The following is a 25,116-nucleotide window of genomic DNA, read 5'->3' on the forward strand; positions in this document are numbered from 1 at the left end:
GGAGCGCAACTAAGCTCAGACTAGATATCCTTCATCAAGCGCAAAGCATCATAAATCGCTGCATGGGTATTGCGCGCGGCGACGGCATCACCGATTCGATACAGCCAAAACTTACCCTCAAGATTTTTTATAACCGTTTGCGGTTGCCCAGCGATTAATTGCTCATAATTCACTGCGCCTAAATTTTTCGATTGGGGTTTCAAATCAAAATACAAATCGGCTAAAGGCCGAGTACCATGATTAACAATAATCTGATCGTAGTCCTGACGCCGCTGCCAAGCGCCATAATCACTACCAATGATGGCCGTCAGACCTTGAGCCGACTTTTCGACCTCCACTAAGCGATAAGTCACTGTGAATTTAACGTTGCGGGTTTGCAGATTACGCAAATAAGGCACTAAATTCATACCCATCACATCAGGGACAAAACTACGATCGGGCGTCATCATTTCTAATTCAGCACCCCTGGCCGCAATCACCTCAGCAGCTTGTAATGCCGCATGATCACCCGCATCATCATAGAGCAAGACCTTTTGCGCCGGTTTAATGCTACCGGCTAAAATATCCCACGTTGAAGCGACTAACTCATTACCCTGATGCAGAATCTCGGTATTCGGCAAGCCGCCTGTTGCGATAATAACCACCTGCGGGTCGAGCGCTAATACCTCCTCCGTCTCCGCCCAGCAATTAAAACGGAATTGCACGCCATGCTTTTCACATTGCGTCAAACGCCACTCCACAATACTGATCATTTCACGACGTTTAGGGCTAAGTGCCGTTAAGCGGATTTGCCCGCCAGCTTGATTATCCGCTTCCAGCACATGCACATCATGACCACGCTCAGCCGCCACCCGAGCCGCTTCTAAACCTGCTGGGCCTGCACCGACAATCACAATGCGCTTTTTGACAGCCGCTTTATTGAGCGTATGCGGCATCGTCAATTCGCGCCCTGAGGCTGGATTATGAATACAATACGCCTCGCCACCCTGATAAATACGATCCAAGCAATACGTCGCCCCCACACAAGGACGAATATCCTGTTCTTGGCCCGCTTTTAATTTGCGCACAATATGCGGATCGGCTAAATGCGCGCGCGTCATTCCTACCATATCCAATTTTCCGCTAGCAATAGCATGGCGTGCGGTGGCTAAATCCGGAATTTTCCCCGCATGAAAAGTCGGAAAACGCGTGATGTCGCGCAGCTCCCCCGCAAAATCCAGATGCGGCGAATTGCGCATCCCTTGCACAGGAATCACATCGGTTAAAGCCGCATCAGTATCAATATGCCCACGAATGATATTCAAAAAATCAATCAAACCCGAGTCACGCAAACGGCACGCAATCTCAATACCTTCCGCTTTAGTCAAACCACCGTCAAGCGCCTCATCCGCGACATTACGCACCCCAATAATGAAATCCTTGCCCACTCGCTCCCGAATCGCTTGCAGCACAGCCATACTAAAACGCAGCCGGTTTTCTAAAGAACCGCCATACTCATTCTCCAAACTATTGGTATAAGGTGACCAAAATTGATCGAGCAGATGCCCATAAGCCTCAAGCTCAATGCCATCCATACCCGCAGCCTGCATACGCTCAGCCGCGTCCACATAATCTTGAATAATGCGCTCAATATCCCAATCCTCAATAATTTTGGGAAAGGCGCGGTGAGCGGGTTCACGCCGCGCTGATGCGCTAACCACTGGTAGCCAATCGCCGCGTGACCAATGTGTACGCCTTCCTAAATGAGTCAGTTGAATCATCACCGCCGCACCGTGCTCATGACAGGCATCCACCAAATCGCGTAGATGACCCACGACTTCATCTTTATAGGCCAGGATATTGTTGAAAGCTGGGGCGCTGTCCTTAGAAACAATCGCCGAACCAGCCGTCATGGTCAGCGCAATGCCCGCTTTAGCACGTTCCACATGGTAGGCTCGATAGCGCGCCTTCGGCATTCCCTCATCCGTGTAAGCAGGTTCATGTGCGGTCAGCATAATGCGATTACGCAGGCTTAAATGCTTGAGCTGGAAGGGTTGTAATAAAGGATCATTATTCATCGGGCCACTCCTGATTTAATACCAACTATCCGGATGGGCAGATTTTTTCTCGCGAATAAACGCCTGCAACGCTTCATCAATACTGGGATCAAGTGCTGGCGCTTGGTAATCCTCCAACTGTTTTTTCCAGATAAGATTGGCACGTTGCTCAGCCGTTTGACTACCTTCAGCCTGCCATTGTTCAAACGAGCCACTATCCGCCGTAGTGGACTCATAAAATACATCGCTATAATTAGCCAGTGTATGCGGTGTTCCTAAAAAGTGCTCATTGTGACTGCTACGCTGGCGGTAAGAGTCGAGTGCAAAAGCATTATCATCTAGGGCTAAACCTTCCAGCAGACGCGCCATCATTCCAAGACGATTAGTATCCAGTATGAACTTCTCATAACCCATGGTTAAACCGCCCTCCAACCAGCCCGCCGCATGGAGAACCCAATTAGCGCCTGATAATAAGGCTGGCGTTAGGGCATCGGCGCTTTCTTGCCCTGCTTGGAAATCACTCACTTTGGCAGAGGTAAATGCACCACCACAACGCAAGGGCACACCAGCACGGCGTGCTAATTGTCCAATCGCGAAATAAGCGAGGCTTGCTTCCGGCTGCCCAAAAGTAGGAGAGCCATTACGTAAGGACATAGTCGTCAGGAAGTTGCCATAAATCATTGGCGCACCAGGGCGCACTAATTGAGCTAAGGCAATCCCCACCAAGGATTCAGTATGAGCTTGCGCAATAGCGCCAGCAGGCGTAACAGGCCCCATCGCACCCCCTAATACAAAGGGACACACAATAATGCCTTGGCCTGCGGCAGCATAAGTTCGAATGACACGCGTTACATCACCATCAAATAAGAGTGGCGAAGTCGCATTAATATTTCCCATGACCACGCAGTGATCACGCATGAACGTCTCGCCAAATAGAATTTTTGACAGCTCAATCGAATCGTCCGCCCGCGCTGGACTGGTGATAGAGCCTAAATAAGCTTTGTCCGAATAGCGTATGTGGGAATACACCATATCCAAATGGCGTTTATTGACTGGAATATCCACTGGCTCGCAGATCGTACCTCCCGAGTGGTGAATATAGGGACTGGTGTAAGCAAGCTTAATAAAGTTCTGAAAATCCTCTAGTGTACCGTAGCGCCGACCACGGTCTAAATCCGACACAAAGGGTGAACCATAGGCCGGAACGAATACCACATGATCGCCCCCCACTACAATCGAGCGTTCAGGATTGCGTGCATGATGGATAAATTCACGCGGTGTCGTTTTGATGAGCTGTTGAATTAAGCCCTTTGGAAAATGCACAATATCGCCTTTTGCTTCTGCACCCGCCTCGACAAATAAGCGAATACTTTCCTCATCGCCGCGAAACTGAATTCCAAATTCTTGCAGAATGATGTCGGCATGATGCTCAATTGCCTCTACCCCATCCCCACTCAATAAGTCATACAGGGGAATCTTGCGTTTTAAATAAGGGGAAAATGGAGCAGTCTCAGTGCGATGTGTATGGCGGGTGCGGCGGCGTGTATGCCGATCTGTCAAGGCTTGAGCGTTATTCATAAGACTACCTTTGGCAAGCTATTTTTCAATAACTCTAGCAGTGTTTTGCTTGACCCACGACTGGGCTTGTGTTCATGTAAGGCATGAAAAAAATTAATATCAATCTCTTGTCGATGCGATCCTTATTGGCTTTTCATATCGCCGCACAAGAACAAAACTTTACGCGTGCGGCTGCGACTTTGCGTTTAGGCCAGTCAGCCATTAGTCATAGTGTGCGCCAATTGGAAACCGTTTTAGGCGTCAAGCTATTTGAACGTGAGGCGCAAGGGGTACGCTTAACAGAAGTTGGCAAGAAATTAGCCAAGCATATGCAATATGGCTTTGCTGAAATTGAAAGCGGTTTAGAGGAAGCCTCAGCTAGCCAAGCATCGGAGGCCGTGTCTTTATTAGTATCGACCTCACTAGCCAGTCATTGGTTAATGCCACGCATTGCGCGTTTTAAGCAGACTTATCCTGAAATACAGCTACGCATTATTACTCAAGATGCTTATCAAGCGATTGCCAAACTAGAGTTTGACTTATGTATTCCAGTCGGCGGGATTCCTGAAGGTCATTTTCACAGTTGGACATTTGTTGATGAAGTCTTATACCCCGTATGCAGCCCTACTTGGCTTGCCCAGCAAAAACCGTTACAGCACCCCAGTGATTTATTGTCTCACGCCTTAATTCATTTAGAAGAACACTATTCACCGCCACGTTTTAATTGGCAACGCTATTTTGAACATTACGGCTTGACACTCAAGCATACCCGCAAAGGGGTCAGTTTCAATGATTACTCCATCGTGGTACAAGCAGCGATTGAGGGACAAGGGCTAGCCTTGGGCTGGCATCACATTGTGCAGCCTTTGATTGAACAAGGAAAATTGGTTGAGCCTTTAACTGAACGCATTAAAACACTTAGTCCATTTTATATCATTGCGCGTGAAGACAAACCCTTACGTATAGAAACTCAGGCTTTATTAGAGTGGCTATTGCTAGAAATGCACCACACGCTAGCGCTAAAGTGAACGTAAAAATGCTAAATCTGACAGCAAGCACTCACTGCCAGATCAGCATGAAATCGCTATTTAATGGGTAATATCCATGACTGTCGCGTTCACGGTTTGAGTAGAGCCATCCGAAAAGCTTAGCTGAATGGGGTAAGCTTTACCCTTCTCTAGCGTCTGGTTTAAGTTAATGAGCATAATGTGATAGCTGCCGGGTTTTAGCGCTAACGTGCCTTTGGCTGGAATCGTCATTGTCTCAATCTTTTGCATTTTCATCACACCATTTGCCTGCATCGTGGTTTCATGCAGTTCGGTGACATTGGCAATCGCCGAAGCAGCCGCGACTAAGTCCAAGGCCTTATCGCTAGTATTGCTGAGCACCATAAAAGCACCCGTTACCTTCTGAGCTTCCGCAACAGCACGAATGCGTGGCTGGCTAATCTGAATAGCGGTATTAAGCTGCGCTGTCGCACTCAACGCCGGCGCTTGACTGCTAGTTTGTTGTGCTGTGGTATTTTTAGCATGATCCTCGCAAGCCATCGCTTGCGTACTGATAGCAACTAATAAGCTTGCTACTATAGAGACGAGTTTCATCAGTTAAGTCCTTGAAAGGCTAATTATTAACGGTCATATAACTTTTGTTGCCACACCAAATCCACCATCCAACGCTCTGTTTCTGGCGTCAGGACTTGATCTTTGGTATAGGCCACGCGAGTCGCAATATTTTTATGCCAATCCCATTTCCATTGCAGCGTTTGGCGTTGAGGGCGGTGGGTATTTAATAAATTCGCATCAGTTGCCAATAACCCCGCACCCGCGCCCTCCAGTTCATTATTTAAACTCAAACGCTCATAGCGATAGCTCAGCTCATGCTTACCCACGCTTAGGCTAGGGGTTAGTAATATTGCTTTATGTGCACTGTGATACTGTGCTTGGCGTGCTTGATCACGATTGATGAGAGTTCCCTCTGAATCGGACTGGGCATATTCATAATGTAGGCTTGGCGACCATTGTTTCCACTTTGGTAAATCCAACGCCAACCACGCATCCGCTAGATCAGTATCGCCGGTAAAACGCACATCCGGAAAAGTAGTCGTATTACTACTATGGCTGTGACCTGCGCTATAACGATCATCAGGACGCTCGTTAGCTGAACTATGCAAGCCCCAGACACCTGCTTTTAGAGACCACTGTCCCCATTGCTGTTGGGTTTGCACCAATAAACTTTGTGCATAGTCACCTTTTGTGGCTGGAAAAAAATCACCCGACCACAACTCTGTCACAAAGCTTAATTTTTCCAAGGGCTTCCAAGTTAAGCGCAAACCGGTATCGTGAATACTGCCCCCCCAAAAAGCATCAGCCATGAAAGGGCGTTCGGCAAAACGGGATAAACTCGGATGACTCGAAGCTGAAGGCGAGAAAGCCGCATCCATCAAACCCAGTTCAAGATCCACAGGCTGATTCAGTAAATGCGTTCGACTCAACAATAAATTATCAACACTCAATGAACGACTACTATCGCCCTCATCATGCATCGCCAATTTGGCATGAATTTGCCATTCTGGGGCTAATTTATAACGCCCCCACAAAATCGCATCCGCTAATCCGGCTCCTTTTTCAACAGGCAAAGCATGACCACCCATTAAATTGCCTGCAATACGCCACGTGCCATCACTGGCCGCCGAGCCTTCTGAGTAATAGCTTAAGCTAGCCGCAGCACCTACTTGCGCATCACCCTGCATCGCATCATGAATATTACTATGTGCGACTACTAGGCTAGGTAACAGGCCAAGACTAATTCCAAGTCGTATACGCATCATTAGGGTTTCCATGGATCAGCAAAGCGTGGATTAGTGATAAAACTTTCATCTGTCAGGGTATTAAGGAAGGCGACCAAATCCTGAATTTCACTTTCAGTAATCTCGAATTGGCGCACAAAAGCACTTTTATAAGGATTCGAACGCCCATCACCGGCATAGGCTCCCGAACTAATATTGCGCCCTCCCGCTGCATAGTGACGCACGACTTGCTCTAAACTTGCGAGACTACCATCGTGCATATAGGGTGCAGTCAGAGCGATATTACGCAAGGTAGGCGGACGAAAACGCCCCATATCCTCTGGTTTACCGGTAATTTCAAAAATCCCCTGCCCGCCCTCTGGATAAGCGCCTGTGCCATTAATATTGTAAAGACCATTATTAAAAAATATCTTATCGGCTACTAACTGCGAGCGATCATACGTTGAAAGCGAAAAATTAAAACCATCGTGACAGTGAAAACACTCCGTGCGCTCATCAAAAAACAGATTCATACCACGCTTTGCGGCTTCTGAAATCGCAAAGGTTTCGCCACGTTCATAACGATCATAAGCACTATTAAAGCTATTCAAGCCGCGCCCAAAGGTGGCTAAGGCTTTAATAATATTTTCAAAAGTAATAGGGTTGGTTTGATTAGGAAATACTTCATTAAACCAAAGCACATAGTGCGCGTCGGTCTGAAAACGCGCCAAGACCTCATCTTGGTTAGCGTCATTAATGCCTAATTCCACTGGAAATTCTGCAAACAAAGGCACCGCTGCTTGTTGCTCCAAGGTCACCGTACTGGGATTGCCCCAATTCACTGATGCGTTATAAGCCACATTCACCAAGGCTTGCGAGCTACGCGGATGAATCATGCCAGTACTTCCTTTGGCATGAGCCAAGCCATCCGTAAATGCTAAGGGTTGCAGATGACAAGAAGCACAAGCAGTCGTTTGATTCCCCGATAAGCGCTTGTCATAAAACAAACGCCGCCCTAACTGAAATTTCGCTTCCGAGACAGGATTATCAGCAGGCACAAGCGGCAAAGGATAATGGGCCGGAATATTCCATTCAAACTCACGCTCGGCCATAGTCGTGCCCAGATCAACACGTGTTTGGCTGGAATCATCGACACACGCCGTGAGTAGAAACAGGCAGAGCAGCGAAGCGCTTGCCTGTGGCAGCGGTTGAGGCTTCATGGAGCGCCTTTATTGAATACTGAAGACTTGCTGTTTTTTGGTCGCTGCTGTTGTTCCTACCGCTAGACCCAAATTATTAAACAAACTAGGGCACTCAGGGTCAGTTACACCAGACATGCAACCAATGGCGGGGGCAAGATCAATATTCAAATTAGAGTCGCTCACTAATTTTGCATAATCCAACACAATTGTACTGGTCGTTAAATTCGTGATTTTAAAATTGCTAGTGAGCTCAATCACTGGGCGATTCGGGGCAGTACAAGTCACTACAGCACCTGTCGTAGGATCACCAGAGCAGCCTGTAGAACCTAAATGGAAGAAAAAAGTATTTTGTAACTTACCTGTGGAATCCAACACTTTTTTACTAGGCGAAACATCCAAGCGCATAAATTTATGACCGGACTGCCATGACCACATTAAACCAGAACGATTATACGGCGCGCGTGACACGCTAGCATTATGATGATTGGCCGCAGCAGGCACACCAACCGTGAACTTAATGCCTGTAATAGCTTCGACTTTCGCCCCAGTAATAGTGGCACTCACTGATTTATTCGTGGCTTTTGCAGCACCATTACAGTTATCAGTTTTATCTTGGAAGTCTAATAAAGCCACACCATATTGCGGATCTTGGAAATTATTATCGTCTAACTTGGCATTAATCCAAGTGCCAGCGCTGGTTTTAAGTTGAATATCATGCACATAAAACGCAAAGTCAGCCATTGCACCACTGTCTTTCGTTGTCCCTAAATTCGTTAAACTTGCCCCACAGGCAATCGTGGTGCTGCCAGATTTTGCAGCAAAAGGAATCGTAATAGTGCTCGTTAGATTGCTAGTATCTTCATCATCGCTAGTACAAGCAGAAAGCGATACAGCAAGAGCGAGCGGTGCAATAATAAGTTTGACAGCTTGGCGCATAAACTCTTCCTTCACAGTGATTGGGTTTATGCGCTTTAAGCAAAGCTTATGCCAAATATTTTGTATTTATAATTCAATCATTTAAGTCTAGACCACACTGTGTAGACTGCGTGAAATCACACGGCTACGGAGTCTTTTCACACAGTACTGCTACCCCAGCAACTTACGCAGACGATAGTTCAAAGCATCGCGACTAATCCCCAACAAGCGTGCGGCGTGAGTTTTATTATGCTGTGAACGTTCTAAAGCTTGGCGCAATAAATCTTCTTCCAAACTATCTAAACAAATACCTTGCTCCGGTAGCTGAAAGACGCTACTGAGCGGCGTTGTTGTGCTACGAATCTCTAAGGGTAAATTCGCTGCACCGATCTCGGTTCCCGCTAATAAGATACTTAAGCGCTCACAGATATTGCGCAACTCACGCACATTGCCGCGCCAAGGATATTTTTGCAGCACTTGTTTTGCGTCCTTAGCCAAGCTAGCGGGGATTAGTTGATGTTGTTTGGCGAAGGTAGCTAGAAAATATTTAGCCAGTAATTCAATGTCTTCTTTGCGCTCGCGTAGTGGCGGCAAATCAACCGGCACAATATGCAAACGATAGAATAAATCAGCGCGAAACTGACCTTGTTGCGCCATCTGGTATAAATCGCGATGCGTTGCCGCAAAGACCCGCACATTCAGTTGGCGTGGACGCGTCTCCCCGAGTGGCAAAACTTCGCCGGACTCCAGAAAACGTAATAACTTAGCTTGTAGATTTAAGGGCAATTCGCCGACTTCATCCAGAAATAAAGTGCCATGATCCGCTGCCCCCATTAAGCCCACTTGATTTTGATCAGCACCCGTGAATGCGCCTTTGCGATGGCCGAATAATAAAGACTCCGCCAAATGCTCGGGCAAGGCGGCACAATTCACGGTAATAAAGGGGCGCTTGGCACGTAAACTTGCAGCGTGCATAGCACGTGCGACCAACTCCTTCCCCGTGCCTGATTCACCTTTAATCAAAACACTGGCTTCAGTGCAGGCAATGAGCTGCGCGGAACGCAACACAGCTTCCATGAGGGGAGAACGAGTGATAAGGCTTGAAAAGGGCATAAACACATCCACGACAAGAGCAGTGTGGCCTTATGTTAAGCCTAAATGGCTTCCAATTCCACTAAAGGCCAGCGTGGACGCGCTTGGATAATCGGTAGCTCAGCAGCGCCCGCCTGCAAACGTAACGCGCCCGCATACGCGATCATTGCACCATTATCCGTACAAAATTCAAGGCGCGGGAAAAACACTTGGGCTTTTAAATCATTTAAACGTTCGCGCAATTTGCGATTCGCGCCTACGCCGCCCGCTACGACTAAGGTTGGTCGTTTCGTTTGCTCCAACGCACGACGGCATTTAATGAATAAGGTATCGACGACCGCCTCCTCGAAAGCATAAGCAATATTTGCCTTATCTTGCTCCGTTTGAGTGGATTGTTGCCATGCAGTGAGTGCAGCGGTTTTTAGGCCACTAAAACTGAAATCACAGCCCGGCCGATCCACCATAGGGCGTTTGAAATGGTAGACGCCTGCTTGGCCTTGGGTGGCTAGTTTCGCCAATAAAGGCCCGCCCGGATAAGCTAAACCTAATAATTTCGCGGTCTTATCGAAGGCTTCACCCGCTGCATCATCAATACTTTCGCCCAACACCTCATATTGACCAATACGCGGCACATCGACCAACAGAGTGTGCCCACCAGAAACCAACAACGCCACAAAAGGTAAGGATGGTGGGTTGGCTTCTAACATCGGTGCGAGCAAATGGCCTTCCATGTGATGTACCCCCACGGCTGGAATACTCAAGCCCCACGCCAACGCGCGCGCTATCGATGCACCGACTAATAAAGCACCGATCAAACCAGGCCCTGCGGTATAAGCAATGCCATCCAGTTCTGATAAACTTAAATTCGCGGCGGCTAAGGTTTCGTGAATGAGTGGCAAAACCCGTTGAATATGATCGCGCGACGCCAATTCCGGCACGACACCACCGTATTCAGCATGTAAGGCGATTTGGCTGAATAAGCGATGCGCCAATAAGCCACGCTCAGTATCATAGATCGCCACACCCGTTTCATCACAGGAAGTTTCAATACCTAACACGCGCAACGTCCTACTCCTTAACGCTCAAATACCGCAATAGACTCCACATGCGAAGTATGTGGGAACATATCCATGACACCCGCACCCACTAACTTATAAGCGTGCGTATTCACCAATTCGCCCGCATCACGCGCCAAGGTCGCCGGATCGCAAGACACATACACAATACGTTTGGCTTTTACTTTGCCAATTTGCTCAATCACTTCTTTTGCCCCTGCACGCGGTGGATCCAGCAGAATTTTATCATAACGCCCTTTTAACCACGCCTCTTGTGCCAACTTATCGCCCATCAAATTGCAGGCAAAATAATCCGTATTGTGAATCGCATTGGCTGTTGCGGCGGCACGCGCACGCTCCACCATCGCAAAATCCCCTTCGACCCCAATCACTTGCTGAGCCTTACGGGCGAGAGGCAAGGTAAAATTCCCTAAGCCACAAAACAAATCTAAGACGGTTTCATGTGCTTGCGGGTTCAGTAATTCAAGTGCACGTTGTACCATGCGCCGATTCAGGGTTTGATTGACTTGAAAGAAATCCAAGGGCGCAAAATCAATCCGTGTGTCAAACAGGGGATGCGCATAATACAATTCGGCTTGCTCCGGCCAAACCCGAAACACGGTATCAGGACCACCTGCTTGCAAATACATCTGAAAATCATGCGCTTGGCAAAATGCCAGAATCTTCGCGTGATCGCTGGCGGATAAGGTTTCTAAATGGCGAAAGATTAAGGCGGCTTGATTATTGTCGCCCACCGCTAGCTCAATCTGCGGCAAGGTTTCGCGGCATTCCAATTCAGCCACCAAAGCACGAAACGCCATGATTTTGCTACCAATGCTGTCGTGCAGAATTTCACAGCGCTCAATCTCCGCTAATAAACCACCGGTTTTTTCGCGAAACCCGACTAACGCTGATTCTTTCTTACGCACCCACCGCGCGCCCATGCGTGCTTTACGTCGATACGCCCAGCCCTCGCCAGTTAAGGGTTCGAATATAGTTTTCGGCTCAACCTTGCCAAGGTGTTTTAAATTATCCAGCAGAATTTTTTGCTTGTAGCGAATTTGGGCATCCAGCGCGATATGTTGCCAACTGCAACCCCCACACTGATTAAAATGCTTACATTTTGGCTCGACCCGATCCGGCGAGGCTTCCAACACCGTTTCTACTCTACCCTCATCATGCTTGGCTTTGTGTGAGGTATACCGAAACGCGACTTTTTCCTGTGGCAACGCGCCCTCAATGAACACGGTCTTACCCTCAATGCGTGCCACCCCCTGCCCCTCCAAGGTTAAGGATTCGATACTAGCTTCAACAAGCGGACTATTCTGTACGCCTTTAGGTTTACGCGTGCGACGGGACATGATTAACCTTGGGTTTGGATACGGGCAAAGGGCGATTTTAATATGTTTTATAGGTAAATCACAGTTAACCACACTGACGAACTTAGCAAGCCCCTGAAGATACAATGATTTTCCTTTAAACCTCTATGATATAATTCGATTGCACCATTTACAGCACATAGATAGGTCATTAAGAGGCTTAAGCCCCCTGTTCCCAAGCCTTTTCAAATGCCAACAAATGCTGCTTTCCAGACTGTTTTAAATATTGGCGCACAATGGCACATTCACTATCGTATTTTTGTGGATCAATATGGCCGCGCATTAATTGGAAGCGTAAATAAACCAACCAAGTATTCAATACATCCGTTTCACAATAATCACGAATCTCTTTCAGATTTCCCGCTTGGAAGGCAGTCCATACTTTGGAACCATCCATGCCCATTTTACCGGGGAATCCATACAACGTGGCTAATTCATCCAAGGGTGCATTAGCGCGCCCGCTATATAAGGCAAGCAAATCCATTAAATCAGTATGGCGCGTATGATAACGGCTAATATAATTATTCCATTTGAAACTATTATCATCTTCGCCCATATCCCAATAACGCGGCGCAGTAATTTTATGCAGCATGGCGCGATAATGAATCACCGGCAAATCAAAACCACTGCCATTCCATGACACAATGGTGGGTGTATAACGATCAATGCCATCAAAAAAACGCTGCACAATTTCTTTTTCGCCAGCCTGCTCGTCGCCCAAACTCCATACCTTAAATTCATCACTACCTTGGCGGCGAAATGTGACGGAAATCGCAACGATGCGCTGTAAATGGTGCGCCAGAAACTCTGAACCGCCGGTTTTTTGGGCGCGACTATGAAACATTGCTTTCGACACACCCTCATCATCCAAACCATCCAAGCCATAGATACGGCGACCGCCTTCAATATCAGGAATCGTTTCAATATCAAAGACCATAGTATTCATGCGGCGCTTATCCTTTTGGTAAATGGGTAGGGCATTTTAGCAAATTTTGAACGTGAACTAGCAATTAACGATGATTAGGTGCGATAAACCGATTCAGAAGCCTTGCCTCAAGCACAATACAGATTTGATAAGTTTCAATGCCTTCACAGTGTTATTAGTACACCCTAGAAAAGTCTGCAATTGAGTTGCACTTTAATGATTAACCGACTGTGTGAGGATGTTGAAATGCTAAAACTGTTATCGATAACCACGTTGTGGGCAGTACTAAGTCTACCTACTATGGCGTTGGCTGAGGATATAGTAAAAGAGCCAGCCCCTACCAAACAGGCAATGCGTGCCATGTTGCACGCTAATCCTGTGCCCAATTACATGGCAATTCTTCGTCAAGCGCCCGCCGACATGAAGCTCAGTGATGAACAGAAATCCAAATTGGATGAGTGGTATCAAGGTCACAACGATCAGTCCCAAGAGGCGGTTAAAAAAATCATTGAGGCCGAAAAGTCCCTAGCTCAAGCATCACTAGACGGTATGGACAAAGTGGAGCTTATGAACAAGGCGGATGAACTATTGGCTATGCGCCGCGCGTTGATTGAACAAAAAACCAATTGTCGCGATTATGTGCGCACTGTATTAAGCCCAGAACAATGGGCACAGTTAACCGAGTTACAAAAACAAGCGATAGCAAAAAGACCGGATATGAAAAAATAAGCAGTTCCTAGCAAGGTAAATTCAGGGCATAAGCGCCTTGAGTTTATCTAGATTTTTTATTAAATGATTTAAGCACTCTTATCCCAAATCACCCCTAGTGCGTGTGGCTGAAAATAGGCTGATTATCCGCATACCTTGATGATTTGATGTTGCGCACAGGCCCCTAAAAAGTCTGCATCACAAAAGGCTAATATAGTTTAACAAATATTGATGTAGAGCAAGGAAGTCTGAGATGTGCCTTAAGCATTTGATTTTGCGCAAAGCTGCCCAATAGCGCTTCGGTATAGGCTTTAACGATTAAACCGTTTCAACCTATTGCGTTCGCTAAACCGAGGAGCGTTACCATGAATTTCTTTGCGAGCTTTGAAGGCATTTTAACCATGTCTGTGATTACTATCGTCTTCATTTTTGGCTTTTTAGGCTATTTAGTGTGGAAATTTATGAAGTTATCAAATCACAAACCACAACCTGGTGAAAAGACTTGGTAAACTTTTAAGCTTAGTGTTGACACGCACGCGGAATCAGTTGTACACGCGAAGTCGGATCTGTGGACTCGCTCCATTGCAATACCGGAGTATTCGCACCAAAGGGTTCGTCATAATCCAGCCAAAACATTTCGCGTGGTTCTTTTTGAGCGGTATATTGTGCGTCATAGCCTAAATAACGCACATACTCCGCATGACGCTTGGCTTTATTCAAATCATCGAAAAAGCCAAGCGATATGGCATTTTTATAAGGCCCCTCTGTAATTACCAAATGCTGCGGCACATCAAAACGGCGCATGTCACTGCTCACCGCTTCGGCTGCTTTCTCACTGGGCAAGGGCGGAATGTACACTAGATAATTCAAGGTTTCGAAAGTACGCAAGGCACGAATCTGCACGGCCAGACCATAATTGCGAATCCGCTTCATCATTTGTAAAGCCGCTTTTTCATTATTATACGGCCCCAAGGTATAACAACTGCTCGCCGCTTCCCCCCCCACACTGCTGCTATACGCAATCTGCTGGTTGCTGGGCAAGAGTTTAAGAGGCGGAATATTCGTCTCCGTTAACACGATAGCTTGGGGTGCGGAGTGAGTAGGCACAAGCACGTTCACCGCCAACACCGCCACATTCGCTAAAACCATTCCTAATAAGGCATAAAGTGGTAAACCACCAGCCATTAACCTAGCTCCGCAATAAATTTTAAACCATCCATTAACGCATCCGGTACCGCGTGATGCGTCAAACGAAACGATGCGGATAAACGCTGCGCATCCCCACCACACAGTAAAATCTGTGCAGGACTGGCGAGTTGCTCTTGCATACGCTGTGTAATCCCTTCTAATGCGCCAACCAGACCCAATAAACAGCCACTACCCATCGCCTGCAAGGTATTATCAGCGAAAACGCTAGGCTGCTCCAAGTTCGCTGAGGACATATGTTTGGCCTGCGTACGTTGGACTAAGCTATCCACCATCACTTGCAGGCCGGGCAAAATCACACCACCGCGATGCGCGCCATTCCTTTCTAAGCCATCTATTGTCACTGCCGTACCCGCATCAATCACAATCAAGGACTGCTGGGGAAATAAGCTACGCCCCGCTAACAAGCCTACAAAGCGATCTGTGCCAAAATGCTCAGGATTAGGATAAGCCAATTGTATGCCATAAGCATTAAGCGAGCGCACCAACACCAATTGACGCCGTTTTTCAGCACATAATTGCTCAACCTGCTCAGCAAAAGCTTGTCCTAGCACATGCACCAAGACTATTCGCTCACTATCCGTGTGCGTGTCTACTAAATACGCTAATTGCTGCAAAGCGCCTTGAACTGCTGGCATTCCTGCATAGGGCAAAATCGTCTGTGCGGAACGCTGCCCTTGCGCCAAGCGCGCCCATTTTAAGCGAGAATTGCCTGCATCCACTAATAAAGTCATGATCATAAGTTTGGGCAGTAATAGGCCAATAAAGACGAACTTATCTTTAAGAAATTATTATATTAGCATACTGGCTTTATTTTAAGGCTTAATAATAAAGCCGCTTTTGGCGGCTTTATTGTACTGTTATTGCTTATTGAGCGTTACTTTAACAGGATTCGGCACTAATTCATTCATAGCGCCATTGCTTGCATCTACTGCAGCGCCAATCACACCACCAAAAATAAGATTCCCTGCCATCGCAGCGCCACCTCGGCTAGCGACCTGAGTATTCACATTTACGGTGGCTGTTTCGTAACCAGATTTTGAAATAGTGACAGTCAATTTTTCTTTGCGCTTTACTTTAAAACTAGACGGTGTTTTGCCGGTCATGCCATTAGAGAGTTTAACATCCGCGCCTGCTGGATCAGATTCAACCACTAACGCCTCTTCTGTACCGCGTGTAATCGTTGCACAACCACTTAAGGTGGCTAACAACAAACTAGCCCCAATTATTACTTTTGCATTCATTTGATTTACTTTCTATTGTCGTTTAAAAACGCAAAATTATACTTGATGTTGATATAAAATCACCCAATTTAATCAAGTGTTCTAGGTAAAAAAGCAATAGAATTTTAAAAACTTAGGACTACGGGAATAAACAGTGACTTTATTAAAAGGTCTTCAATAGCGAGAAATCCATAAAGGTAAGAATAAGTTGTGGCTTAAAGTTAAATAAACTAGGGATTAAAGTGGTTTGGTAAGAGCAAGAAGTTTTTGGATACTAGTAATCAGTTCAAGATAAGTGCTTGAACTTAGCCGATTAGTATTTTTATAGGATAAATTCCGAGAATTGAAATTTAATATTTTTAATAAGAACAAAATATTAATGGTCGGGGCGAGAGGATTTGAACCTCCGACCCCCACAACCCCATTGTGGTGCGCTACCAGGCTGCGCTACGCCCCGACCGAAAGGAAAGCAAGAGTAACCCATCTTTGGGTTTATCTCAATAACAATTCAAGCTTTTAACGTGGTTAATGTATCTTCTAATTGCATGACGATTTCGGCGATAAATGAAGAAAGGTCTGTTGGTGCAGCGGTCGTCTCAAGCGATTCCACGCCTAGAATCTTCTGGCGCGCTCCATTAATCGTGTAACCCTCATCATATAGCAAACTACGAATCTGCCGAATCAATAGCACATCTTCACGCTGATAATAACGCCGATTACCACGGCGTTTCATCGGATTAAGCGAGGGGAATTCCTGCTCCCAATAGCGCAACACATGTGATTTGACACCACACAAATCGCTGACCTCACCAATGGTGAAGTAGCGCTTAGAAGGAATCGGCGGTAATTCGCTACTGGGCAGTGGCGTTTCCTGCATAGATCTCTACTCGTTGCTTAAGTTTCTGCCCCGGACGGAAAGTGACTACGCGGCGCGCATCCACTGGAATTTCTTCCCCCGTTTTGGGGTTACGTCCCGGGCGTTGGGTTTTGTCACGTAACATGAAATTCCCAAAACCAGACAATTTAACATGCTGTCCTTTGCCTAAAGCCGTTCTGATCTCTTCGAAAAACATTTCTACCAAGTCCTTAGCCTCACGTTTATTGAGGCCAAGTTGCTCAAACAATTGCTCGACCATTTCCGCTTTGGTCAAAGTTACCATCTAAATTCTCCTTTTTATCGCAATGTTGCACCGGTAGATTCACGCAATGATGCCACAATCGTATCGATAGTCCGACTTACCTCACTGTCCTCCAAGGTGCGTGCACTATCCTGTAAAATTAAACTGACCGCCACACTTTTCTGGTTTTCAGCAATACCAGCCCCTGTATATACATCAAAAATCGTCCAGCGTGTTAAATACGCGGGCGCAACTTTTGCTATTTCTTGGTCAATCGAGGAGGCTAATACCGCTTTATCTAAGACTAACGCTAAATCCCTTCGAATCGCAGGGAATTTTGTCACTGCTTGATAGCTGGGTAAAGTACGTTGTTGCAAAGCTGACCAATCTAATTCAAATAACAGTACATCTTGACCACAATCGAGTGCTGCTTCCAAGCGAGGATGCAAAGCACCCACCCAACCAATTACACGCTCTTGGGTAGCAATCTGTGCACATTGCCCCGGATGCAGGGCAGAATGCACCACTGGCAGGAAATAGAACGTCTCTCCTGTCACTTGTTCCAACACTGCTTCAACATCGCCTTTAATGTCATAAAAGTCCACGGCGCGCGACTTAACACCCCATTGTTCAGGCTGTATTGCACCACTAATCACGCCAGCTAATTTAATATGCTCTTGGATTTCGCCATTTTTCTTTTCAAACACCGGACCAATTTCAAATAAACGTACCCTGGTTTGCTGGCGGTTTAAATTATATTGCAGTGCGCGCAATAAACCCGACCAAACACTACTGCGCATGACACTCAAGTCTGCTGAAATCGGATTGGCCAAAGTAATGGGCTCAATACCGGGCGATAATAACGCCTCAATAGCAGGGTCCACAAAGCTATAAGTGACGGCTTCCTGATACCCATTTGCCAACAATGGCGCACGCAGATTCGTAATACGATTTTGGGTTTCCAACGGCAGGGTTAAAATAGGCTTAGTGGCGCCTAAATCGGCTGGAATCTGATCATAACCATACACACGCGCCAACTCTTCGATCAAATCTTCTTCAATGCCAATATCAAAGCGACTCAAAGGCGGTTGTACTTGCCACCCCCCAGGCGTCGTTTGCACCTCGCAGCCCAAGCGCTGCAAAATATTCACAACAGTAGCATCATCAATCGTAATCCCTAGCAAGCGACCAATCCGCTCACGACGCAGTGAAACGCTGGGGCGCGCTAACACGGAATCATCCGCGCAAACATCAACTACAGGGCCTACTTCACCGCCGCAAATCGCGACTATCAACGCTGTTGCACGCTCTAAGGCCTGCACAGGTAAGTCCGCCGCCACGCCACGCTCAAAACGATAAGAAGCATCCGTTTGCAGACCATACGAACGCGCTTTCCCCATTAATTTATTAGCGCGGAAATGAGCACTTTCCAAGAAAACATGTTTCGTGTCATTCGTTACTGCACTGCCCAAACCACCCATAATACCCGCTAAAGCCACTGCTTTTTGCTCATCAGCAATCACTAAGGTATCGGGACGCAAGCTAAACGTTTGACCATCCAATAAAGTCAAAGACTCACCTTCGCTTGCATAACGCGCTTGAATACCACCTGCTAATTTATCCAAATCGAAAGCGTGCATGGGCTGACCTAACTCCATCAGCACATAATTGGTCACATCCACCAGTGCCGACACGCTACGCAAACCCGCGCGCCGCAATTTTTCGCGCATCCACAAAGGCGTTGGCGCTTGCGCATTTACATTGCGAATAACACGCCCTGCATAACGTGGGCAAGCATCAGCGGCAGGCAAAGTAACGGCTCGCACCTCCTGATGCTGTGGCAGATAGGCCTCAATCGCAGGCGGCGTTAAGGTGGTATTGGTCAATACACCAACCTCACGCGCAACACCGGCTACACTCAACCAATCGCCGCGATTGGCTGTAACGTTCAATTCTAAAACTTGATCATTGAGCTTCAGGTAATCACGCAAGCTAGCGCCAATCGGCGCATCCGCCGGCAATTCCAATAAACCTTCGGACTTATCGGACATACCCAGCTCGGAGGACGAGCACAACATCCCAAAAGACTCGATACCGCGTAACTTGCCTTTTTTAATCTTGAGTGGATCGCCTTCCGCCATCGGTAACACTGCGCCAATTTTTGCCAAAGGAGCTTTTAAACCTGCACGAGCATTCGGTGCACCACAAACGATTTGTAACGACTCGCCTGTACCAGCATCCACGGTGCAAACATTCAACTTATCCGCGTCCGGATGTTTTTGAATCGCTGTAATCTGCGCGACCACGACATCGGTAAAATCCCGCGCAACACGTTCTGCGCCTTCCACTTCGCAGCCAGCCATGGTCAGCTTTTTGCCAATGTCAGTCATAGTGAGCGCAGGATTCACCCACTCTCTTAACCATTGTTCACTGATTTTCATGTTTTCTAATCCTGCTTAGTGGAATTGACTGAGGAAGCGCACGTCATTATCAAATAACACACGCAAATCATTGATTTTATAGCGCAACATCGTCATACGCTCCGCCCCTAAGCCAAACGCAAAGCCCGTATATTGCTCACTATCAATTCCCACATGCTTTAAGACATTGGGGTGAACCATGCCGCAACCTAATACTTCCAACCAACCGGTTTGCTTACAAGTACGGCAACCACTACCACCACATTGCACACAAGTGATATCCACTTCCGCCGAGGGTTCGGTGAAAGGGAAGAAGCTCGCACGGAAACGCATATCCACTTCCATTTCAAAGAAGGCACGGAAAAAGGTGGCTAGAACACCTTTTAAATCCGCAAAAGTCACATCTTTGTCGACCATTAGGCCTTCCACTTGATGGAACATCGGGCTATGGGTCATATCCGAATCACAGCGATATACACGACCCGGCGCAATAATCCGAATCGGCGGCTGGTGATTTTCCATATAACGAATTTGTACTGAAGACGTATGCGTGCGCAGTAATAAGTTCTGCTGCAAACCTTCAGGATTCAAATAAAACGTATCGTGCATGGCACGGGCTGGATGATGCTCAGGAATATTCAGCGCGGTAAAATTATGGAAATCATCTTCCACCTGCGGCCCTTGTGCGACGGCAAAGCCTAATTGCGCAAAAATTTCCTCAATGCGTTGAATAGTCAGAGTCACGGGATGCAAACCCCCTTGATCCATACGCCGACCCGCCAAGGTCACATCCACCGCCTGAGACGCTAAACGCTCATTTAAGGCTTCAGCTTGTAAACCTTCACGACGTAGCTCAATCGCAGCGGTCAAGGCTTGTTTCGCTTGGTTAATTTCCTGACCCACTGTTTTACGTTCTTCTGCGGGCAATTGACCAAGCTGTTTCAGGAGTTCCGTCACCAGACCTGTTTTACCTAAGTACCGGACACGTACTTGATCTAAAGCAGCTAAGGTGGTGGCTGCGGAAATGTGTTCGTGGGCTTCACCCATGAGTTCTAGCAAACTTTGCACAACACTATCCTTGAATTGAAGCACCTAGCATGGTTAGCGGTGCACTATACAAACAAAAAGCGGGGAAGGCTCAGCCTATCCCCGCTTTCCGATACCGTTTCCGGTTAATTTATCGCGTCACTTCATCAAGTCGTTAGCGATTACGCAGCTAGGGCAGCTTTTGCCTTTTCAGCGAGCTTGCCGAATGCCGCTAGATCATGCACAGCCAAATCTGCCAAAATCTTACGGTCTACAGCGACATTCGCCTTATGTAAGCCATCCATAAATCGGCTATAAGATAGACCAAAATGGCGCGAACCTGCGTTAATACGCACAATCCACAACGCGCGGAATTGACGTTTTTTCTGACGACGGTCGCGATACGCATATTGACCTGCTTTAATCACCGCTTGGTTAGCTACACGGAAAACACGACTACGCGCACCGTAATAACCTTTAGCTTTCTTTAAAACCTTCTTGTGACGTGCTCCAGCTTGAACACCACGTTTAACTCTTGCCATGTATCAATCTCCTTAAGCGTAAGGCATCAAGCGTTCGATCGAATGCTGATCGCAAGCATGGACGCGGTTCTCGCCAACACGAAGATGACGTTTACGCTTAGTCGTTTTCTTGGTCAAGATATGGCGCAAATGCGATTGCTTGCGCTTGAACGTGCCATTCGCGGTCTTTTTGAACCGCTTAGCAGCACCTCGACTGGTTTTCATCTTAGGCATCTTTTACTCCTACAAAGTGAGATAAACGACATCCCGCAAGAGTGCCTTACCTTAACGGGATGAATTAAAAGCCGAAAGAAGTCGCCCTCTTTCGGCTTTAATCAATGGGCTAACTTATCGTGTTATTTTTTCTTCGGTGCCATTACCATGACCATCTGACGACCTTCGAGCTTAGGAAACTGCTCAACCACCGCATATTCAGTTAGGTCAGTCTCAATACGCTTCATTAATTCCATGCCTAGCTCACGATGCGCTAATTCACGGCCACGGAAACGTACTGTGATTTTGGTTTTGTCGCCTTCATCAAGGAATTCAATCAACTTACGTATCTTGATTTTATAGTCACCGTCATCCGTACCGGGACGAAACTTAATTTCCTTGACCTGTACCTGCTTTTGTTTTTTACGAGCAATAGCCGCTTTTTTACTTTCATCAAAGCGGAATTTACCGTAATCCATAATGCGACATACTGGCGGCTTGCCGTTTGGCACAATCTCCACAAGATCAAGATTGGCTTCTTGCGCCATCTCTAAGGCTTCTTGCGTTGAAACGACACCTTTATTTTCTCCATCCGCATCAATTAAACGAATTTTAGGAATCCGAATGTCTTCATTAATGCGATGTTCTCTTTCCTGAACGATAAGTTTATACCTCCAAATCAATTGATCGTAAGGCTTTAATCTCGGCTTGCAGTTTAGCGTCTAAGTCTGCAATAGACATATTGCCAAGATCTTGGCCAGTTCGCGTCCGAACGGTTACAGATTGCGTTTCAACTTCGCGATCTCCAACCACTAGCAAATAGGGAACCCTTTGCATAGTATGCTCGCGGATTTTAAAGCCAATCTTCTCATTTCTCAAGTCTGATACTGCACGAATACCCGCAGCACGCAATTGGTTTTCCACCGATTTCACAAAATCGGCCTGTTTATCGGTAATATTCAAGACTACGGCTTGCACCGGAGCAAGCCATAATGGGAATTTACCTTCAAAGTGTTCGACTAAAATCCCGACGAAACGTTCCAATGAGCCGAATAAGGCACGATGCAACATCACTGGGCGTTTACGCGAGTTATCTTCTGCCACATACGTTAAGTCAAAACGCTCTGGTAGGTTCATATCGACTTGTAATGTGCCACACTGCCAATCGCGCCCAATCGCATCCCGTAATACGAATTCAAGTTTAGGCCCATAGAACGCACCTTCCCCCGGGAATAGTACGTACTTCATGCCTAAACTGTCTAATGCACCGGCTAAAGCACCCTCCAACTTATCCCAAGTCTCATCAGAACCAATGCGATTGGCGGGGCGTGTGGATAATTTGATAATGACATCGTGGAAGCCAAAATCTTTATAGATGTCGAGCACTAGCTTAACGACTTTCTTGCACTCTTCATCCATTTGGTCTTCAGTGCAAAAAATGTGCGCATCATCTTGGGTAAAGTGGCGCACCCGCATTAAGCCATGCAAGGCACCGGAAGGCTCGTAACGATGTACCTTGCCAAACTCGGCCATCCGTAAGGGCAAGTCCCGATAACTTTTTAAGCCCTGCGCAAACATCATCATGCAACCTGGGCAATTCATCGGCTTCAGGGCAAAGACGCGCTCATCTTCAGTCGTTGTGGTAAACATATTTTCACGGTAATTAAACCAGTGGCCGGAGGTTTCCCACAAATGCCGATCCATGACATCAGGCGTATTAATTTCGACATAACCCGCGCGCTCTTGGCGACCACGCATATAGTTAATCAGTTGTTGAAATACTTGCCAACCCTTCGGATGCCAAAAGACCGCCCCAGGTGCATCTTCATGGAAGTGGAATAAATCTAAGTGGCGACCCAATTTGCGATGATCACGCTTTTCTGCTTCTTCCAAGAAGGTTAGATAATTCTTTAACTCTTTCTGACTCGCCCATGCGGTGCCATAAATCCGCTGCAACATTTCGTTTTTCGAATCGCCGCGCCAATAAGCACCCGCCACTTTCATTACCTTCACCGCAGGAATTTTGCCGGTGCTCGGAATGTGTGGGCCGCGACACAAATCAATAAACTCGCCTTGTTGATACAAGGATAAGGTTTGATTGATGGGAATCGCTTCAATAATTTGTGCTTTATATTCTTCGCCTTTTTTGCGGAAAAACTGAATGGCCTCATCACGTGGCATAGTCGTGCGTTTGACTGGCAAATCACGCTGAATCAGCTCTTGCATACGCGCATCAATCGCTTCCAAGTCTTCAGGCGTAAAGGTGCGTGGACTGGCGAAGTCATAATAAAAACCATTTTCAATGGTTGGCCCGATCGTCACCTGAACATCAGGAAATAATTGCTGTACCGCTTGCGCCATTAAGTGTGCCGAGGAATGGCGAATAATGTCTAATCCTTCCGGATCTTTAGCGGTGACAATAGCTAATTTACTATCCTCTTCAATGACATAGCTGGTGTCTACCAAGGTGTCATTGACTTTGCCAGCCAGTGCCGCTTTGGCTAAACCAGCGCCAATCGAAGCAGCGACTTCAGCAACAGTAACGGGGTGATCGAAGGAGCGTAGGCTCCCATCAGGCAGGGTAATAGCAGGCATTATTATTGCTCCAGTGGTGATCCATACGACAGACCACATGTATATTAAAAATAGTCAGTAAACCAACAAGCCATAATAGGCTCTTCAGAATATCAAAGCCTCCACGAGACTTTTATCCTCATGCGCTTAATGATTGAGGCCAGAGCATTATACAGATATGGTGATGAATAGAAAGCCTGTCAGTTTTATCATGCGCTAATCATTTATCTTTTTTATTGCTAATGGTAGCAATATTTAAGCAAGACTTTACTACTACTGAGACTCAACCATACACAACCCTAAGCTATTCATTTAGTCAGTTAGGGCTATCGTAATCTATTTAATGGATGCCTTTTGCTTTTTTCAATTGATTTGCAATAGAGCTGGCCGCAGAGTCCATATGAGACGCCACATCTTGTGTAGCTGCAATGACACCACCTAATGCCCAACTGTTTTTATCTACTTTAATATCGCCTATCTTTTTACCGGTTTCATTATCAGAGAACGCAACATCAGCATCGAAATAAGAACTACCCGCTCCAAAACCAATGAGCGCTCTTAAAGCAACATTACCTTCTTTATACTCTCGGATTTTTCCACTAATAACCAATGCTTTCCCTGACGCTTGCTCACGGCTAACGGACTCAAATGCCTTCGTTTGTGCTACCTTACTAGCAATACGTTTAGCAAATGCTTCCCCACCGTTGACAAACTTGCTTTCTTCATTATCCACAAAATCTAACACAATAACCTTATTGTAAGCTGCTAGGGAGGGGGAGTGAGTACGGCTTAGCTCGCTTCCCTCTGGTTTTAGAGTACTGGTCGTACCGCACGCACACAGCAAAAAACTAAACCCCAGAATAGCCCCATGGCGCAATAGTATATTCATATAAGCCCTTATAATTTGATAACATTTGAGGCGCAAAGATTATTTTCTCGCTGTATAAAAAGCAAGCTAATTCAGGCTATCGCCCAAACCACCTCAATGATTTCTCAATTAATTCATTAAATCCATGAACTCATTAATAAAAATAACTAATATCTCCCCGCAAAACCTCGCAGAAACTTACCATTTTGCGCCTGAGATAATGAATTAGTAGCAATCCCCTACAAACACTGTACACGCAATTTACTGATTTGCACTCAACACAGATAATCACG

General features: G+C 46.6%; 25 protein-coding genes and 1 tRNA gene. 3 read left to right on the plus strand and 23 right to left on the minus strand.

Going from position 1 to position 25,116, the window contains the following annotated elements:
* Positions 1–20 precede the first annotated feature (20 nt).
* Together A3IE_RS0115980 and A3IE_RS0115985 are read right to left on the minus strand one after the other, a co-directional pair.
* Complete coding sequence (locus A3IE_RS0115980; RefSeq protein ID WP_020396633.1) at positions 21–2,057, minus strand: NADH:flavin oxidoreductase; 2,037 nt, start codon at positions 2,055–2,057, stop codon at positions 21–23.
* A gap of 15 nt (positions 2,058–2,072) precedes the next feature.
* Entirely contained in the window at positions 2,073–3,614 is a 1,542-nt protein-coding gene (locus tag A3IE_RS0115985) for a trimethylamine methyltransferase family protein (RefSeq protein ID WP_020396634.1), read from the minus strand.
* Positions 3,615–3,697: 83 nt separating this feature from the next.
* Here A3IE_RS0115985 and A3IE_RS0115990 point away from each other — a divergent pair, with 83 nt between their 5' ends.
* The gene (locus tag A3IE_RS0115990) at positions 3,698–4,621 is read left to right on the plus strand and encodes a LysR substrate-binding domain-containing protein (protein ID WP_026154984.1); all 924 of its coding nucleotides are present in this window, start codon (positions 3,698–3,700) and stop codon (positions 4,619–4,621) included.
* Positions 4,622–4,681: 60 nt separating this feature from the next.
* On the opposite strand, the gene A3IE_RS21025 is transcribed toward A3IE_RS0115990, so the two are convergent.
* The 8 genes from A3IE_RS21025 to A3IE_RS0116030 form a co-directional block, all read right to left on the minus strand.
* Positions 4,682–5,194: a copper chaperone PCu(A)C gene (locus tag A3IE_RS21025; protein WP_020396636.1), complete on the minus strand. Its 513-nt coding sequence runs from the start codon at positions 5,192–5,194 to the stop codon at positions 4,682–4,684.
* Between the two features lie 26 nt (positions 5,195–5,220).
* Positions 5,221–6,420, minus strand: coding sequence for a hypothetical protein (locus A3IE_RS0116000; protein ID WP_020396637.1), 1,200 nt, complete (start codon positions 6,418–6,420; stop codon positions 5,221–5,223).
* On the minus strand, positions 6,420–7,598 hold the full coding sequence (locus A3IE_RS0116005; protein WP_020396638.1) for a methanobactin export MATE transporter MbnM: 1,179 nt from the start codon (positions 7,596–7,598) through the stop codon (positions 6,420–6,422). Before A3IE_RS0116005 ends, A3IE_RS0116000 begins: the two co-directional genes overlap by 1 nt.
* 9 nt (positions 7,599–7,607) lie before the next feature.
* Positions 7,608–8,516, minus strand: a complete 909-nt coding sequence (locus tag A3IE_RS0116010; protein WP_020396639.1) for an MbnP family copper-binding protein — start codon at positions 8,514–8,516, stop codon at positions 7,608–7,610.
* 150 nt (positions 8,517–8,666) lie between these two features.
* Entirely contained in the window at positions 8,667–9,608 is a 942-nt protein-coding gene (locus tag A3IE_RS0116015; protein ID WP_026154985.1) for a sigma-54 interaction domain-containing protein, read from the minus strand.
* A gap of 41 nt (positions 9,609–9,649) precedes the next feature.
* Entirely contained in the window at positions 9,650–10,651 is a 1,002-nt protein-coding gene (gene tsaD / locus A3IE_RS0116020) for a tRNA (adenosine(37)-N6)-threonylcarbamoyltransferase complex transferase subunit TsaD (RefSeq protein WP_020396641.1), read from the minus strand.
* An 11-nt stretch (positions 10,652–10,662) separates the two neighbouring features.
* Positions 10,663–12,003 carry a 23S rRNA (uracil(1939)-C(5))-methyltransferase RlmD gene (rlmD, locus tag A3IE_RS0116025; RefSeq protein WP_020396642.1) on the minus strand — a complete coding sequence of 447 codons (1,341 nt, stop codon included), beginning with the start codon at positions 12,001–12,003 and terminating at the stop codon, positions 10,663–10,665.
* Between the two features lie 178 nt (positions 12,004–12,181).
* Entirely contained in the window at positions 12,182–12,967 is a 786-nt protein-coding gene (locus tag A3IE_RS0116030; RefSeq protein WP_020396643.1) for a 3'-5' exonuclease, read from the minus strand.
* Positions 12,968–13,192: 225 nt separating this feature from the next.
* Here A3IE_RS0116030 and A3IE_RS0116035 point away from each other — a divergent pair, with 225 nt between their 5' ends.
* Both A3IE_RS0116035 and A3IE_RS23000 read left to right on the plus strand, forming a co-directional pair.
* Positions 13,193–13,675 (plus strand): hypothetical protein, encoded by a 483-nt coding sequence (locus A3IE_RS0116035; protein ID WP_020396644.1) that lies wholly within the window; start codon positions 13,193–13,195, stop codon positions 13,673–13,675.
* Between the two features lie 344 nt (positions 13,676–14,019).
* On the plus strand, positions 14,020–14,163 hold the full coding sequence (locus A3IE_RS23000) for a hypothetical protein (protein WP_020396645.1): 144 nt from the start codon (positions 14,020–14,022) through the stop codon (positions 14,161–14,163).
* A 10-nt stretch (positions 14,164–14,173) separates the two neighbouring features.
* Here the strand turns inward: A3IE_RS23000 and A3IE_RS0116045 are convergent, their stop codons facing one another.
* The 13 genes from A3IE_RS0116045 to A3IE_RS0116105 all read right to left on the minus strand — a co-directional run bounded on the left by A3IE_RS0116045 (position 14,174) and on the right by A3IE_RS0116105 (position 24,700).
* On the minus strand, positions 14,174–14,839 hold the full coding sequence (locus A3IE_RS0116045) for an SPOR domain-containing protein (protein ID WP_020396646.1): 666 nt from the start codon (positions 14,837–14,839) through the stop codon (positions 14,174–14,176).
* A complete protein-coding gene (locus A3IE_RS0116050) occupies positions 14,839–15,594 on the minus strand; it encodes a type III pantothenate kinase (RefSeq protein ID WP_020396647.1) in 756 nt (251 codons plus the stop codon). Before A3IE_RS0116050 ends, A3IE_RS0116045 begins: the two co-directional genes overlap by 1 nt.
* A 126-nt stretch (positions 15,595–15,720) precedes the next feature.
* Positions 15,721–16,104: a PEGA domain-containing protein gene (locus A3IE_RS0116055; RefSeq protein ID WP_020396648.1), complete on the minus strand. Its 384-nt coding sequence runs from the start codon at positions 16,102–16,104 to the stop codon at positions 15,721–15,723.
* A 359-nt stretch (positions 16,105–16,463) separates the two neighbouring features.
* Positions 16,464–16,540 (minus strand) — tRNA-Pro (locus tag A3IE_RS0116060).
* Between the two features lie 51 nt (positions 16,541–16,591).
* Entirely contained in the window at positions 16,592–16,960 is a 369-nt protein-coding gene (locus A3IE_RS0116065; protein WP_020396649.1) for a MerR family transcriptional regulator, read from the minus strand.
* Positions 16,935–17,243 carry an integration host factor subunit alpha gene (locus A3IE_RS0116070; protein ID WP_020396650.1) on the minus strand — a complete coding sequence of 103 codons (309 nt, stop codon included), beginning with the start codon at positions 17,241–17,243 and terminating at the stop codon, positions 16,935–16,937. Before A3IE_RS0116070 ends, A3IE_RS0116065 begins: the two co-directional genes overlap by 26 nt.
* Positions 17,244–17,257: 14 nt before the next feature.
* Positions 17,258–19,642, minus strand: a complete 2,385-nt coding sequence (pheT, locus tag A3IE_RS0116075) for a phenylalanine--tRNA ligase subunit beta (RefSeq protein WP_020396651.1) — start codon at positions 19,640–19,642, stop codon at positions 17,258–17,260.
* 15 nt (positions 19,643–19,657) lie between these two features.
* Positions 19,658–20,689 carry a phenylalanine--tRNA ligase subunit alpha gene (pheS, locus tag A3IE_RS0116080; protein ID WP_020396652.1) on the minus strand — a complete coding sequence of 344 codons (1,032 nt, stop codon included), beginning with the start codon at positions 20,687–20,689 and terminating at the stop codon, positions 19,658–19,660.
* A 140-nt stretch (positions 20,690–20,829) separates the two neighbouring features.
* Positions 20,830–21,189, minus strand: coding sequence for a 50S ribosomal protein L20 (gene rplT / locus A3IE_RS0116085; RefSeq protein ID WP_020396653.1), 360 nt, complete (start codon positions 21,187–21,189; stop codon positions 20,830–20,832).
* A gap of 12 nt (positions 21,190–21,201) precedes the next feature.
* Complete coding sequence (rpmI, locus tag A3IE_RS0116090; protein WP_020396654.1) at positions 21,202–21,402, minus strand: 50S ribosomal protein L35; 201 nt, start codon at positions 21,400–21,402, stop codon at positions 21,202–21,204.
* Positions 21,403–21,524: 122 nt separating this feature from the next.
* Positions 21,525–22,061 carry a translation initiation factor IF-3 gene (gene infC / locus A3IE_RS0116095; RefSeq protein WP_245539208.1) on the minus strand — a complete coding sequence of 179 codons (537 nt, stop codon included), beginning with the start codon at positions 22,059–22,061 and terminating at the stop codon, positions 21,525–21,527.
* A complete protein-coding gene (thrS, locus tag A3IE_RS0116100; RefSeq protein ID WP_020396656.1) occupies positions 22,048–23,976 on the minus strand; it encodes a threonine--tRNA ligase in 1,929 nt (642 codons plus the stop codon). Before thrS ends, infC begins: the two co-directional genes overlap by 14 nt.
* Before the next feature lie 319 nt (positions 23,977–24,295).
* Positions 24,296–24,700: a DUF4410 domain-containing protein gene (locus A3IE_RS0116105; RefSeq protein WP_020396657.1), complete on the minus strand. Its 405-nt coding sequence runs from the start codon at positions 24,698–24,700 to the stop codon at positions 24,296–24,298.
* Positions 24,701–25,116: the final 416 nt, after the last annotated feature.

This window comes from Thiolinea disciformis DSM 14473, from assembly GCF_000371925.1.
GTDB classification, from domain to species: Bacteria; Pseudomonadota; Gammaproteobacteria; order Thiotrichales; family Thiotrichaceae; genus Thiolinea; species Thiolinea disciformis.

What these genes read in the sequence shown, in the direction of transcription:
- A3IE_RS23000 (WP_020396645.1), top strand. Translation starts at nt 14,020, where the DNA reads ATGAATTTCTTTGCGAGCTTTGAAGGCATTTTAACCATGTCTGTGATT.
- rplT (WP_020396653.1), bottom strand. Translation starts at nt 21,189, where the DNA reads ATGGCAAGAGTTAAACGTGGTGTTCAAGCTGGAGCACGTCACAAGAAG.
- A3IE_RS0116065 (WP_020396649.1), bottom strand. Translation starts at nt 16,960, where the DNA reads ATGCAGGAAACGCCACTGCCCAGTAGCGAATTACCGCCGATTCCTTCT.
- A3IE_RS0116030 (WP_020396643.1), bottom strand. Translation starts at nt 12,967, where the DNA reads ATGAATACTATGGTCTTTGATATTGAAACGATTCCTGATATTGAAGGC.
- A3IE_RS21025 (WP_020396636.1), bottom strand. Translation starts at nt 5,194, where the DNA reads ATGAAACTCGTCTCTATAGTAGCAAGCTTATTAGTTGCTATCAGTACG.
- rpmI (WP_020396654.1), bottom strand. Translation starts at nt 21,402, where the DNA reads ATGCCTAAGATGAAAACCAGTCGAGGTGCTGCTAAGCGGTTCAAAAAG.
- pheT (WP_020396651.1), bottom strand. Translation starts at nt 19,642, where the DNA reads ATGAAAATCAGTGAACAATGGTTAAGAGAGTGGGTGAATCCTGCGCTC.
- A3IE_RS0116055 (WP_020396648.1), bottom strand. Translation starts at nt 16,104, where the DNA reads ATGAATGCAAAAGTAATAATTGGGGCTAGTTTGTTGTTAGCCACCTTA.
- A3IE_RS0115990 (WP_026154984.1), top strand. Translation starts at nt 3,698, where the DNA reads ATGAAAAAAATTAATATCAATCTCTTGTCGATGCGATCCTTATTGGCT.
- thrS (WP_020396656.1), bottom strand. Translation starts at nt 23,976, where the DNA reads ATGCCTGCTATTACCCTGCCTGATGGGAGCCTACGCTCCTTCGATCAC.
- A3IE_RS0116050 (WP_020396647.1), bottom strand. Translation starts at nt 15,594, where the DNA reads ATGACTTTATTAGTGGATGCAGGCAATTCTCGCTTAAAATGGGCGCGC.
- A3IE_RS0116045 (WP_020396646.1), bottom strand. Translation starts at nt 14,839, where the DNA reads ATGGCTGGTGGTTTACCACTTTATGCCTTATTAGGAATGGTTTTAGCG.
- A3IE_RS0116035 (WP_020396644.1), top strand. Translation starts at nt 13,193, where the DNA reads ATGCTAAAACTGTTATCGATAACCACGTTGTGGGCAGTACTAAGTCTA.
- A3IE_RS0116000 (WP_020396637.1), bottom strand. Translation starts at nt 6,420, where the DNA reads ATGATGCGTATACGACTTGGAATTAGTCTTGGCCTGTTACCTAGCCTA.
- A3IE_RS0116070 (WP_020396650.1), bottom strand. Translation starts at nt 17,243, where the DNA reads ATGGTAACTTTGACCAAAGCGGAAATGGTCGAGCAATTGTTTGAGCAA.
- rlmD (WP_020396642.1), bottom strand. Translation starts at nt 12,003, where the DNA reads ATGTCCCGTCGCACGCGTAAACCTAAAGGCGTACAGAATAGTCCGCTT.
- A3IE_RS0116015 (WP_026154985.1), bottom strand. Translation starts at nt 9,608, where the DNA reads ATGCCCTTTTCAAGCCTTATCACTCGTTCTCCCCTCATGGAAGCTGTG.
- A3IE_RS0115980 (WP_020396633.1), bottom strand. Translation starts at nt 2,057, where the DNA reads ATGAATAATGATCCTTTATTACAACCCTTCCAGCTCAAGCATTTAAGC.
- A3IE_RS0115985 (WP_020396634.1), bottom strand. Translation starts at nt 3,614, where the DNA reads ATGAATAACGCTCAAGCCTTGACAGATCGGCATACACGCCGCCGCACC.
- A3IE_RS0116005 (WP_020396638.1), bottom strand. Translation starts at nt 7,598, where the DNA reads ATGAAGCCTCAACCGCTGCCACAGGCAAGCGCTTCGCTGCTCTGCCTG.
- A3IE_RS0116010 (WP_020396639.1), bottom strand. Translation starts at nt 8,516, where the DNA reads ATGCGCCAAGCTGTCAAACTTATTATTGCACCGCTCGCTCTTGCTGTA.